This is a genomic window from Rossellomorea sp. KS-H15a (assembly GCF_024195245.1).
Taxonomy (GTDB): domain Bacteria; phylum Bacillota; class Bacilli; order Bacillales; family Bacillaceae_B; genus Rossellomorea; species Rossellomorea vietnamensis.
Window position 1 is genome coordinate 862,501 of record NZ_CP096886.1, and the last position, 11,716, is coordinate 874,216.

11 protein-coding genes, 2 rRNA genes and 1 riboswitch (1 of these 14 cut by a window edge) are annotated in these 11,716 nt (G+C 46.5%); all 13 genes read left to right on the forward strand.

Annotation, left to right across the window (positions count from 1 at the left end; all coding sequences use genetic code 11):
• Positions 1 to 444: ribosomal RNA gene (locus M1J35_RS04380) — 23S ribosomal RNA — on the forward strand (it extends 2,490 nt beyond the left edge of the window).
• A gap of 103 nt (positions 445 to 547) precedes the next feature.
• Positions 548 to 664 (forward strand): 5S ribosomal RNA (gene rrf, locus M1J35_RS04385).
• Between the two features lie 767 nt (positions 665 to 1,431).
• Entirely contained in the window at positions 1,432 to 2,082 is a 651-nt protein-coding gene (locus tag M1J35_RS04390) for a peroxiredoxin-like family protein (RefSeq protein ID WP_254652828.1), read from the forward strand.
• Between the two features lie 258 nt (positions 2,083 to 2,340).
• Positions 2,341 to 2,871, forward strand: coding sequence for a DUF2179 domain-containing protein (locus M1J35_RS04395; protein ID WP_206858423.1), 531 nt, complete (start codon positions 2,341 to 2,343; stop codon positions 2,869 to 2,871).
• Positions 2,868 to 3,068 (forward strand): NETI motif-containing protein, encoded by a 201-nt coding sequence (locus tag M1J35_RS04400; RefSeq protein ID WP_254652829.1) that lies wholly within the window; start codon positions 2,868 to 2,870, stop codon positions 3,066 to 3,068. Before M1J35_RS04395 ends, M1J35_RS04400 begins: the two co-directional genes overlap by 4 nt.
• An 87-nt stretch (positions 3,069 to 3,155) precedes the next feature.
• A riboswitch (purine riboswitch) is annotated at positions 3,156 to 3,257 on the forward strand.
• Between the two features lie 161 nt (positions 3,258 to 3,418).
• Positions 3,419 to 3,898 (forward strand): 5-(carboxyamino)imidazole ribonucleotide mutase, encoded by a 480-nt coding sequence (gene purE, locus M1J35_RS04405; protein ID WP_254652830.1) that lies wholly within the window; start codon positions 3,419 to 3,421, stop codon positions 3,896 to 3,898.
• Positions 3,885 to 5,045, forward strand: coding sequence for a 5-(carboxyamino)imidazole ribonucleotide synthase (gene purK, locus M1J35_RS04410; protein ID WP_254652831.1), 1,161 nt, complete (start codon positions 3,885 to 3,887; stop codon positions 5,043 to 5,045). Before purE ends, purK begins: the two co-directional genes overlap by 14 nt.
• Positions 5,042 to 6,337 (forward strand): adenylosuccinate lyase, encoded by a 1,296-nt coding sequence (gene purB, locus M1J35_RS04415; RefSeq protein WP_061810341.1) that lies wholly within the window; start codon positions 5,042 to 5,044, stop codon positions 6,335 to 6,337. Before purK ends, purB begins: the two co-directional genes overlap by 4 nt.
• 108 nt (positions 6,338 to 6,445) lie before the next feature.
• Positions 6,446 to 7,171 (forward strand): phosphoribosylaminoimidazolesuccinocarboxamide synthase, encoded by a 726-nt coding sequence (purC, locus tag M1J35_RS04420; protein WP_224521588.1) that lies wholly within the window; start codon positions 6,446 to 6,448, stop codon positions 7,169 to 7,171.
• Positions 7,159 to 7,413, forward strand: coding sequence for a phosphoribosylformylglycinamidine synthase subunit PurS (gene purS / locus M1J35_RS04425; RefSeq protein ID WP_224521587.1), 255 nt, complete (start codon positions 7,159 to 7,161; stop codon positions 7,411 to 7,413). The genes purC and purS overlap by 13 nt, the downstream gene beginning before the upstream one ends.
• Positions 7,410 to 8,096, forward strand: a complete 687-nt coding sequence (gene purQ, locus M1J35_RS04430) for a phosphoribosylformylglycinamidine synthase subunit PurQ (protein ID WP_159361075.1) — start codon at positions 7,410 to 7,412, stop codon at positions 8,094 to 8,096. The genes purS and purQ overlap by 4 nt, the downstream gene beginning before the upstream one ends.
• The gene (gene purL / locus M1J35_RS04435; RefSeq protein WP_254652832.1) at positions 8,080 to 10,314 is read left to right on the forward strand and encodes a phosphoribosylformylglycinamidine synthase subunit PurL; all 2,235 of its coding nucleotides are present in this window, start codon (positions 8,080 to 8,082) and stop codon (positions 10,312 to 10,314) included. The genes purQ and purL overlap by 17 nt, the downstream gene beginning before the upstream one ends.
• Positions 10,290 to 11,711: an amidophosphoribosyltransferase gene (purF, locus tag M1J35_RS04440; protein WP_034760830.1), complete on the forward strand. Its 1,422-nt coding sequence runs from the start codon at positions 10,290 to 10,292 to the stop codon at positions 11,709 to 11,711. The genes purL and purF overlap by 25 nt, the downstream gene beginning before the upstream one ends.
• Positions 11,712 to 11,716 lie beyond the last annotated feature (5 nt).

The window sequence follows — 11,716 nt, forward strand, 5'->3', positions numbered from 1 at the left end:
CTTATCTCCCCCAAGAGTCCACATCGACGGGGAGGTTTGGCACCTCGATGTCGGCTCATCGCATCCTGGGGCTGTAGTCGGTCCCAAGGGTTGGGCTGTTCGCCCATTAAAGCGGTACGCGAGCTGGGTTCAGAACGTCGTGAGACAGTTCGGTCCCTATCCGTCGTGGGCGCAGGAAATTTGAGAGGAGCTGTCCTTAGTACGAGAGGACCGGGATGGACGCACCGCTGGTGTACCAGTTGTCTTGCCAAAGGCATCGCTGGGTAGCTATGTGCGGAAGGGATAAGTGCTGAAAGCATCTAAGCATGAAGCCCCCCTCGAGATGAGATTTCCCATCACGTAAGTGAGTAAGATCCCTAGAAGATGACTAGGTAGATAGGTCAGAGATGGAAGCATGGCGACATGTGGAGTTGACTGATACTAATCGATCGAGGACTTAACCACAAAGAGTCATTATTTTAATGAACAACTATTGGTCGATATTCGGCTTTCTTGACATCAATCCTTTATCTAGTTTTGAAGGAACAATCCTTCAATTGAATATTCGTCTGGTGATAATGGCGAAGAGGTCACACCCGTTCCCATGCCGAACACGGAAGTTAAGCTCTTCAGCGCCGATGGTAGTTGGGGGATCTCCCCCTGTGAGAGTAGGACGTCGCCAGGCGAATAGGAAAAAGAGTAGCTCTTAGAGGTTGCTCTTTTTTGTTTTGATTTGAAGTTCGAAGAACATAAGTGTTTTATTAGATCTCTCCTGGACCGCAGTGCGAGGGTAGGGAGGAGCAAGAAGGTCGAGGACGCGAGGGAGAGAAGACCGGAGTGTGGTTCCCACACGAGGATCTGAACGAGTGAAGCGGACGAAGAGATTCGCCGCTCATCACTAGCCGCAGCCTACAGCGCCGATGGTAGTTGGGGGCTCCCTTGTGAGAGTAGGACGTCGCCAGGCAAATGTGAAGAAAGAGTAGCTCTTAGGAGTTGCTCTTTTTTTTGTTTTAAAATGGTGTGCAATGAGTCTCCGGAAAGGAATTATTCGGTAAAATACGCAATAAACGAAAAAATGACGCAATTATCCCGAAAATGACGTAATCAGGCTTAAAAACGACGCAATTATTCCATCATACCTGTACTAATCTCTTAATACAGCTACCCTTTCTACCAATTTGACATCCTCATCAAAGTATTTCATCCGAAGTGTTCCCACTAGGATCAAATATAAAGGAAAAGTAGACTCATTTTTAAAAAATAGAATAGGAATCTATCATTTATTCAATATAATGCTATCGAAACTTTATTTGTTCAATTTTTCACAATTTGAACCAGATCTAACCCAAATCCCGCCCCACACAAAGCAACCCATCCCCCCAAGCACATCCCTTTCCTCCCCACCCCCAACCCCTTTATACTAAACCCAAACCCCAAAAGGAGGTCATCTAAATGACAACAACAAACATGCGTGAACAATACAACGAATACATCGCTAAGTTCAAAGAGAAAACCCCTCAGGAAATGCAGGACAAGATGGGGAAAGCCATCACAGAACTAGAGAACTCAGAGGACGGTAAAGGTCTCCGCGTAGGGGACAAAGCACCAGACTTCACATTACCCGATGCTTCAGGCAAAGAAGTGAAATTAAGTGAGATTCTAGACCAAGGACCAGTGATCCTGACGTTCTATCGCGGCGGATGGTGCCCGTATTGCAACATGGAGCTGCGTGCCTACCAACAGCTGATGGAGGACATTAAAGCTGCGGGAGCTGAGCTTGTAGCGGTCAGTCCGCAGACGCCGGATGCATCCCTTTCTACTAAAGAAAAAAATGAACTTGATTACTTTGTTCTGAGTGATGAAGGAAATAAAGTGGCGGATGAATATAAGCTTGTGTACAAACTTCCTCCATACTTGGTAGACATCTACAAAGAAAAGGGACTCGATCTTGAGAAAGCGAACGATAGTGATTCCTGGACCCTTCCTGTTTCTGCGACGTATATTATTCAGCAGGATGGAACGATTGCGTACGAATATACGAAAGCCGATTACAAAGATCGTGTAGAACCTTCTGAAGTGGTTGAGAAGTTAAAAGCTTTATAAGAATGCAGTCCAGGACGGCTATGTAGCTGCTTATGAAAAGCGGCCACATAGCCGTTTTTGTTTTAATCCGCCCCAAATAGGAAAAACAAGGAGTGTGGAACTGCGTTTTTTCTAGAAATTGTCATCTAATATTTACTCATAATTCTTTCTGAAGTGGTTCATATTCTCGATTTTTTCTAGTAAAATAGGAACTTAATTTGAGCATACTACAGTAGTAGTGTAGAGAGGAGCATCCAGGTGTTAGAGAACAGTGTGATGATGGTCATCATTATTTTATTGATTAATATCGTGTATGTATCATTTTTTACGATAAGAATGATCCTGACGTTGAAGGGTTATCGATATTTTGCAGCTTTTGTGAGTACGTTTGAAGTGGTCATTTATGTGGTGGGTCTCGGGCTTGTGCTGGACAATCTGAATGAGATCCAGAACTTGATTGCGTATGCAGTCGGGTACGGTCTTGGTGTCATTGTCGGTATGAAGATCGAGGAGAAGCTGGCTCTTGGATATATCACGGTGAATGTGATTACGAAGGAGTATGATAAGGCCCTTCCGAATGAGCTTCGTGCACGTGGATACGGTGTGACGAATTGGGAGGCGAATGGCCTTGAGGGGAACCGGATGGCCCTGCAGATCCTGACGCCGCGAAAGTATGAGATGAAGCTGTATGATACAATTAAGGAGCTTGATCCGAAAGCATTCATCATTGCCTATGAACCGAAAGCGATTCATGGTGGGTTCTGGGTGAAGACGGTGCGAAATATACGTAAAGGAAAATTAAAAGAATGAGTAAAAAGAAATTATTATTTGAAGTGCAGGAAAATGAGACGATTGCAGATTGCCTGGATCGTATGAAGGAAATGGGCTATATGCCGGTCAGACGGATGGAAAAGCCTGTTTTTGAAGAACAGAAAGAAGGAAGTAAAACGGAGTATGTCCCTATTAGACAGACAATTGTCTTTGAAGGGAAGAGGATGGAGGAGTAAAACGCTTTAAATCCGAACATTAATTTTCAGACTTTTATTATCGTTCGATTATTCGTTGACAGGGTCTCGATATCACGTTATGATGGAGACAAATAAACCGAATACCCTCATATAATAATGGGAATATGGCCCATGAGTCTCTACCTGACTACCGTAAATGGTCGGACTATGAGGGAAAGTAGATGTCTGGATAAAGATCTCATGTGTGGACCTTCCCCTGAGTGAAGGGACCATTCTCTGTAAAATACCCAGATCAATTGCTTTCTCTCAAGAAGAGTAGAGAACAATTGATCTGGGTATTTTTTGTTAGCGAGGGTTCGGGTAAACTACGGGAGGTGCCTGTCACCATTATGATATCAGTAATCATGGGAAGTACATCGGACTGGGAAACAATGAAGCATGCGTGTGAGGTATTGGAGGAGCTTGAGATTCCATTTGAGAAACAGGTGGTATCGGCTCACAGGACACCTGATTATATGTTTGAATTTGCAGAAGGGGCAAGAGACCGGGGAGTGAAAGTGATCATAGCGGGTGCAGGAGGGGCTGCCCATTTACCGGGGATGGTGGCTGCGAAAACCACATTGCCTGTAATCGGGGTGCCGGTGCAATCGAAGGCATTGAATGGAATGGATTCACTGTTATCGATCGTGCAAATGCCTGGCGGAGTGCCCGTTGCGACGGTAGCAATCGGGAAAGCAGGAGCAACAAATGCCGGACTCCTTGCCGCACAGATTCTTTCAATTGAAGATAAAGAATTGGCTAAGACGCTTGAAAATAGAAGGAACGCACTAAGGGAAAAAGTGATAGAAAGCAGTGATGACCTTGAATAATAAGACGATTTTACCAGGACAGATGATCGGGATTATCGGTGGCGGACAGCTTGGCAGGATGATGGCACTGGATGCGAAAGCAAGAGGATTTCGGGTGGCTGTATTAGATCCTTCGCCGGACTCACCATGTGCACAGGTTGCCGATCTTGTGATCACGGCAGGCTTCGATCAGTATGACGCGTTATATAGACTGGCGGAAGAGTGTGACGTGATTACATATGAATTTGAAAATATCGATTATGAAGCGCTGAAATGGCTGTCAGAACGTGCTTACTTACCACAGGGTGCCGAATTGATCCGCATTACTCAGGATCGTATCATGGAAAAGGAAGCCCTTACGTTTGCAGGGGTGGAAGTCGCTCCTTATGCTGTGATTAAACAACAGAAGGACATCTATGATAATATAGAAAAGCTTGGCTATCCAGTGGTTTTGAAAACGACGAGGGGCGGTTATGACGGGAAGGGACAGTATGTGATCCGACAAGCAGGTGAGATAGACGAAGCCGCTGCTTTATTGGAGAACGGTCCATGTGTGTTAGAGAAATGGATTCCTTTTGAAAAAGAGCTGTCCGTGATCGTGACACGTAATCCCGATGGGCAGCAAACGAACTTTCCGGTAGTGGAAAATATTCATGTGGATAACATCTTACATGAAACAATCGCGCCGGCTAGGGTGAGCGAAGCAACAGCAGAGAAAGCGATTGGGATGGCTAAACAAATCAGTGAGACGCTTGATCTTGTGGGAACGCTGGCAATTGAAATGTTCCTGACAGCAGACGGGGACATCTACATCAATGAACTGGCTCCAAGGCCGCATAATTCCGGCCATTACTCGATTGAAGCATGTGATTTCTCCCAATTCGCCCAGCACGTCAAAGCGGTTTGTAATTGGCCGCTTGTCCAGCCTACCTTATTAAAGAACGCTGTGATGGTTAATCTATTAGGAGAGCATATCGAGCCTATAATGAAGGCTGTTCCAAAACACCCGGACTGGTTTATCCATCTGTACGGCAAGGGTGTACCGAAGCCGAAGCGCAAGATGGGGCATGTCACGATCTTAACGAATGAGTTAGAAGAGACAATGTCGAACGTAAAGGAAGCCGGGATTTGGAAGGTGCAAGAAAAGATCGGAGGACGACTGGTATGATAGAACGTTATACACGCCCTGAAATGGGAGCAATTTGGACAGAGGAAAATCGTTTTCAAGCATGGCTTGAAGTAGAAATCCTTGCTTGTGAAGCATGGGCTGAGATCGGGGACATTCCGAAAGAGGATGTGGCGAAGATCCGTGAGAACGCAGGCTTCAATGTGGACCGCATCAAGGAAATTGAAGAAGAAACAAGACACGACGTCGTAGCTTTCACAAGAGCGGTTTCTGAAACGCTTGGGGAAGAAAGAAAATGGGTTCATTACGGACTGACTTCTACGGACGTTGTAGATACGGCCCTTTCGTATCAACTGAAGCAAGCGAACGAGATTATTTTAAAAGACTTGGAACGCTTCGTTGAAATTTTAAAAAACAAAGCGATTGAGCATAAGCATACGGTCATGATGGGACGTACGCACGGTGTTCATGCGGAGCCGACTACATTCGGTCTGAAGCTTGCCCTTTGGTATGAAGAGATGAAGCGTAACGTGGAACGATTCAAAGCAGCGGCTGACGGAGTGGAATTCGGTAAGATTTCCGGTGCGGTTGGAACGTATGCCAATATCGATCCTTTCGTGGAGTCTTACGTGTGCGAAAAGCTAGGCATCAAGCCTGCACCGGTTTCCACACAAACACTTCAGCGTGACCGTCACGCTCATTACATGGGGACGCTTGCCCTGATTGCGACGTCCATCGAGAAGTTCTCTGTTGAGGTTCGCGGGTTGCAGAAGAGTGAGACGCGTGAAGTGGAAGAATTTTTCGCGAAAGGTCAAAAAGGTTCATCAGCGATGCCGCATAAGCGTAACCCGATCGGTTCTGAGAACATGACGGGAATGGCACGCGTAATCAGAGGATACATGCTGACAGCGTATGAGAACGTGCCACTGTGGCATGAACGTGATATCTCTCACTCATCTGCAGAGCGTGTGATCCTGCCGGATGCGACGATCGCCCTTAATTACATGCTGAACCGTTTCGGAAACATCATCAAGAATTTGACGGTCTTCCCGGAGAATATGCAGCGTAATATGGATCGCACACTTGGCTTGATTTACTCTCAACGTGTTCTTTTGGCCCTTATCGATAAAGGGATGACTCGTGAAGAGGCGTATGATACGGTTCAGCCGAAAGCGATGGAGGCGTGGGAGAAGCAAGTGGCCTTCCGTTCTCTTATCGAGGAGGATGCTACCATCACGTCCAAGCTGTCACCGGCTGACATTGATGACTGCTTCGATTACAATTATCACTTAAAACATGTAGATACCATCTTTGAACGTTGCGGCTTGGTATAAGTCCTTCTGACAAATGAATAAGGCAGGGGTTTTTAACGGAATCCCTTCCTTTTTTTATGAAAATATAGACTGAAGATTGGCAATTTTCAACGAACAGGGGGATTTCATATGGAAAAAGGAACGCTTTTATATGAAGGGAAAGCTAAGCAGATCTTCGAAACGAACGATGAAGACGTTGTCTGGATTCAGTATAAGAATTCTGCCACTGCTTTCAATGGGGAGAAGAAAGCGGATATCGACGGCAAAGGGGTTTTAAATAATAAGATTTCGAGCTTGCTATTTTCAAAGCTTGCTGAAAAAGGGATACAGAGTCACTTTATTAAACAGATTTCAGAGGATGAGCAGCTGGTCAAACGTGTAAGGATTATTCCACTTGAAGTCGTGGTCCGGAACGTGATTGCAGGAAGTTTATCCAAACGGCTTGGAAAAGAAGAGGGGACACCCCTTCAAAAGCCGATCATCGAATTTTACTATAAAGACGATGATCTTGGAGATCCGCTGATCACGGATGATCATATTGATTTCTTGGAGATCGCGTCTCGGGAAGAACGTGCCGAGATCAGAGAGATGGCACTTGGTGTGAATGAAGTCCTTCAAGAGATATTTAGAGAAGCGGGAGTCACGCTTGTCGACTTCAAATTAGAGTTTGGGAAAGACCGAAATGGGACGATTCTATTAGGGGATGAAATCTCACCAGACACATGCCGTCTGTGGGACGCCGAAACGAATCAGAAACTAGATAAAGATGTTTTCAGAAGAGATATTGGAAGTTTAACAGAAGTATACTCAATCATTTTAGAACGCTTAGGAGGAAACAAACTATGTACAAAGTAAAGGTTTATATCACATTAAGAGAAAGTGTATTAGATCCTCAAGGAAGTGTTGTGAAACAGGCGCTGCATTCAATGGAATTCAAAAGTGTGGAAGATGTGCGCGTCGGAAAGTATATGGAGTTGACTCTTCCATCATCTGTTGAAAACGTGGAAGCGACGATTGAGGAAATGTGTCATCGCCTGCTTGCGAACCCTGTCATCGAGGATTACCGATATGAAATCGAGGAGAGTGTCGCTCAATGAAGTTTGCAGTAATTGTATTCCCAGGCTCTAACTGTGACATCGATATGTACCATGCGATCAAGGATGAAATCGGTGAAGAAGTGGACTATGTTTGGCACGATGCTGATAATCTGGAAAACTATGATGCGATTCTATTACCAGGGGGATTCTCGTACGGAGATTACCTTCGTTCAGGAGCGATTGCCCGTTTCTCGAATGTCATGAAAGAGGTCGTGAAGGCGGCAGAGCAAGGGAAGCCGGTTCTGGGTGTGTGCAACGGATTTCAGGTTTTACTCGAAACAGGTCTACTGCCAGGGGCCATGCGCCGGAATGACAGCTTGAAGTTCATTTGTAAAACCGTACCGTTAACCGTTGAGAATAATGAAACGATGTTCACGAACGGCTATGAAAAGAATGATGTGATCCAAATTCCGATTGCCCACGGCGAAGGGAACTACTTCTGTGATGAGGAGACGATGATCACACTGAAGGAAAACAATCAAATTGTCTTCACGTATACGGATGAAAATCCGAACGGAAGCGTTGAGAATATTGCAGGAATCACCAATGAAGCAGGAAATGTCCTTGGGATGATGCCTCATCCGGAACGTGCCATGGATACTTTACTAGGTAGTGAAGACGGGAAGAAACTATTTCAATCGATTGTGAAACACTGGAGGGAAAAACATGTCGTTAATGCTTGAACCAACTTCAACGCAAGTGAAAGAAGAGCAGCTTTATCGTGAGATGGGTTTAACAGACGAAGAATTTTCAATGGTGGAAAACATCCTGGGAAGAACGCCGAACTACACAGAGACCGGTCTTTTCTCTGTTATGTGGTCAGAGCATTGCAGCTATAAAAATTCGAAGCCTGTACTGATGAAGTTCCCAACGACAGGTGAACGGGTTCTTCAGGGACCTGGAGAAGGAGCTGGGATTGTTGATATTGGCGATGATCAAGCAGTGGTGTTCAAAATCGAGAGTCACAATCATCCGTCAGCGATTGAGCCTTATCAAGGAGCAGCAACGGGTGTCGGGGGTATTATACGAGACGTATTCTCGATGGGGGCAAGACCTGTCGCACTCCTCAACTCTTTACGCTTTGGAGAGTTGGATTCTCCTCGTGTTCAGTATCTATTTAAAGAAGTCGTAGCGGGTATCGCCGGATACGGTAACTGTATCGGGATCCCGACGGTCGGCGGGGAAGTTCAGTTCGACGCTTCGTACGAAGGAAATCCTCTTGTAAACGCCATGTGTGTCGGGTTGATCGATCATAAGGATATTAAAAAAGGTCAGGCGCATGGTGTCGGCAATACCGTCATGTATGTCGGGGCTAAAACTGGTCGTGATGGCATTCACGGAGCGACTTTCGCATCCGAGGAATTGAATGAAGGATCGGAAGAGAAGCGTCCGGCGGTTCAAGTGGGAGACCCATTCATGGAAAAATTACTTCTTGAAGCATGTTTGGAGCTTGTTCAGAACGATGCTCTTGTGGGAATTCAGGATATGGGGGCGGCCGGCCTGACAAGTTCTTCAGCGGAAATGGCGAGTAAAGCGGGATCCGGAATCGAAATGGATCTTGATCTTGTACCACAGCGGGAAAGAGGCATGACGGCATATGAAATGATGCTGTCAGAATCACAGGAACGCATGCTGATCGTCGTGGAAAAAGGCCGTGAACAAGAGATTGTCGATCTTTTTTCTAAATATGACTTAGAAGCGGTTTCCATCGGGAAGGTAACAGATGATAAGCGTCTTCGTCTTCTTCACAAAGGGGAAGTTGTCGCAGATGTGCCGGTCGATGCACTAGCTGAAGAGGCGCCTGTTTATCACAAGCCTTCCCAAGAAGCGGCTTACTATAAAGAGTTTCAGGCAATGGAAACGCCCGCTCCAAAGGTTGAGGATTACAAAGAAACGCTTAAGGCATTGTTACAGCAGCCAACGATCGCAAGTAAGGAATGGGTATATGATCAATATGATCATCAGGTGAGAACGAGTACGGTTGTGAGCCCGGGTTCTGATGCAGCGGTCGTACGTGTACGCGGTACGAGAAAAGCACTTGCCATGACAACGGATTGTAATTCCCGTTACTTGTACCTGGATCCCGAGGTCGGAGGAAAGATCGCTGTAGCAGAAGCGGCCCGTAACATTGTGTGTTCAGGAGCGATCCCACTTGCAATTACAGACTGCTTAAACTTCGGAAACCCGGAGAAACCGGAAATTTTCTGGCAAATCGAGAAGTCGGTTGACGGGATGAGTGAAGCTTGTCGTGAGCTGTCGACTCCAGTCATCGGGGGAAATGTATCCTTATACAATGAATCAATGGGGACGGCGGTTTATCCAACACCTGTAGTGGGGATGGTAGGCCTGATTGAGGACATCGACCATATTACGACTCAAAGCTTCAAGGAAGCCGGAGATTCTATTTATGTCATCGGTGAAACCCGTGAAGAATTTGGCGGAAGCGAGCTTCAAAAACTGACGGAAGGAAAAATCTTCGGTCAGGCACCTGCGATCGATTTGCAGACAGAGCTTCGTCGTCAAATGCAGTTGTTAGAAGCGATTCAAAAAGGTCTTGTGGCATCTGCCCATGATATCGCTGAAGGTGGCTTCGCCGTTGCCCTTGCCGAATCGACTTTTGGGACAAATGGATTGGGAGCAAGCGTCCAGGTTTCTGGAGAAAACACTGTGGCTGACCTTTTCAGTGAAACTCAATCCAGATTCATCGTATCGGTGAAACCGGAACACAAGAATGAGTTTGAGAAACTCGTTCCAGAAGCGAAAGCCATTGGTAACGTGACCGATCTTGGATCAATCAAGGTGTCATCAGAAAATGAAGACATCATTTTACAAGCATCTGTAGAAGAATTGGAGTCAGCTTGGAAAGGAGCGATCCCATGCCTGCTGAAATCAAAGGTTTAAACGAAGAATGTGGCGTATTCGGGATTTGGGGACATCCCAATGCAGCACAAATTACGTATTATGGCCTTCATAGTTTACAGCATAGGGGACAAGAGGGGACAGGTATCGTCGTTTCAGACGGTGACACGTTACGCTGCCTTAAAGGGGAAGGCCTCGTGACGGAAGTGTTCCAGGAAGGCACAATCGAGAAGCTTGAAGGGGATTCGGCCATCGGTCACGTGCGCTATGCGACGGCAGGAGGCGGAGGCTACGAGAACGTCCAGCCTCTTCTCTTCAACTCGCAGAGCGGTAGTCTTGCTCTTGCCCACAACGGGAATCTGGTCAATGCGAACGCCTTGAAGCACCAGCTTGAAGGACAGGGGAGTATTTTTCAAACAAGCTCGGATACAGAAGTGCTGGCTCACTTAATTAAAAGAAGCGGGTACTTTAATCTGAAAGATCGCGTGAAAAACGCACTGACGATGTTGAAGGGTGCTTACGCATTTGTCGTCATGACAGAAACAGAGATGATGGTGGCCTTGGATCCACACGGTCTTCGCCCATTATCTCTCGGTAAGCTCGGGGATGCTTACTGTGTGGCGTCAGAGACATGTGCCTTTGATATCGTTGGGGCTGAATTTGTACGGGATATCGAGCCGGGGGAGCTTGTGATCATCAATGATGAGGGATTGACCTCAGAACGGTTTAGTTTTTCAGGCGGAAATGCGATGTGTACGATGGAATACGTATACTTCTCACGACCGGACAGCAATATCCAGGGAATCAACGTCCATTCGGCGAGAAAGCGGATGGGGATGGAACTGGCGAATGAAGCGCCGATTGAGGCAGATGTTGTAACGGGTGTCCCGGATTCCAGCATCTCAAGTGCTATCGGCTATGCGGAAGCTTCAGGGATTCCGTATGAAATGGGACTGATCAAGAATCGTTACGTAGGCCGTACGTTCATTCAGCCCTCTCAATCCCTTCGTGAACAGGGTGTGAAGATGAAGCTTTCACCTGTAAGGGGAGTCGTTGAGGGTAAGCGTGTCGTCATGGTCGACGATTCCATCGTACGGGGAACAACGAGCAAACGGATTGTCACCATGCTAAAAGAAGCGGGAGCGAAGGAAGTGCATGTGTGTATCAGTTCACCGCCCATCAAGAACCCTTGCTTCTACGGCATCGATACATCCACTCATGAAGAATTGATCGCCTCTTCCAACTCAGTGGAGGAAATGCGTCAGATCATCGGTGCGGACTCGCTGACATTCTTAAGTCCGGAAGGCGTGATTAAAGCCATCGGCCGGGATGATTCATCGGAGAACCGCGGTCAATGCATGGCTTGCTTTACAGGGAAGTATCCAACGGAAATCTACCCGGATACACTTCATCCACATGAAAAAGAGTTAGTGAAATAGGGGGA

What these genes read in the sequence shown, in the direction of transcription:
- purQ (WP_159361075.1), top strand. Translation starts at nt 7,410, where the DNA reads ATGAAGTTTGCAGTAATTGTATTCCCAGGCTCTAACTGTGACATCGAT.
- purF (WP_034760830.1), top strand. Translation starts at nt 10,290, where the DNA reads ATGCCTGCTGAAATCAAAGGTTTAAACGAAGAATGTGGCGTATTCGGG.
- M1J35_RS04390 (WP_254652828.1), top strand. Translation starts at nt 1,432, where the DNA reads ATGACAACAACAAACATGCGTGAACAATACAACGAATACATCGCTAAG.
- M1J35_RS04400 (WP_254652829.1), top strand. Translation starts at nt 2,868, where the DNA reads ATGAGTAAAAAGAAATTATTATTTGAAGTGCAGGAAAATGAGACGATT.
- purC (WP_224521588.1), top strand. Translation starts at nt 6,446, where the DNA reads ATGGAAAAAGGAACGCTTTTATATGAAGGGAAAGCTAAGCAGATCTTC.
- purL (WP_254652832.1), top strand. Translation starts at nt 8,080, where the DNA reads ATGTCGTTAATGCTTGAACCAACTTCAACGCAAGTGAAAGAAGAGCAG.
- purE (WP_254652830.1), top strand. Translation starts at nt 3,419, where the DNA reads ATGATATCAGTAATCATGGGAAGTACATCGGACTGGGAAACAATGAAG.
- purK (WP_254652831.1), top strand. Translation starts at nt 3,885, where the DNA reads ATGACCTTGAATAATAAGACGATTTTACCAGGACAGATGATCGGGATT.
- purB (WP_061810341.1), top strand. Translation starts at nt 5,042, where the DNA reads ATGATAGAACGTTATACACGCCCTGAAATGGGAGCAATTTGGACAGAG.
- purS (WP_224521587.1), top strand. Translation starts at nt 7,159, where the DNA reads ATGTACAAAGTAAAGGTTTATATCACATTAAGAGAAAGTGTATTAGAT.
- M1J35_RS04395 (WP_206858423.1), top strand. Translation starts at nt 2,341, where the DNA reads ATGGTCATCATTATTTTATTGATTAATATCGTGTATGTATCATTTTTT.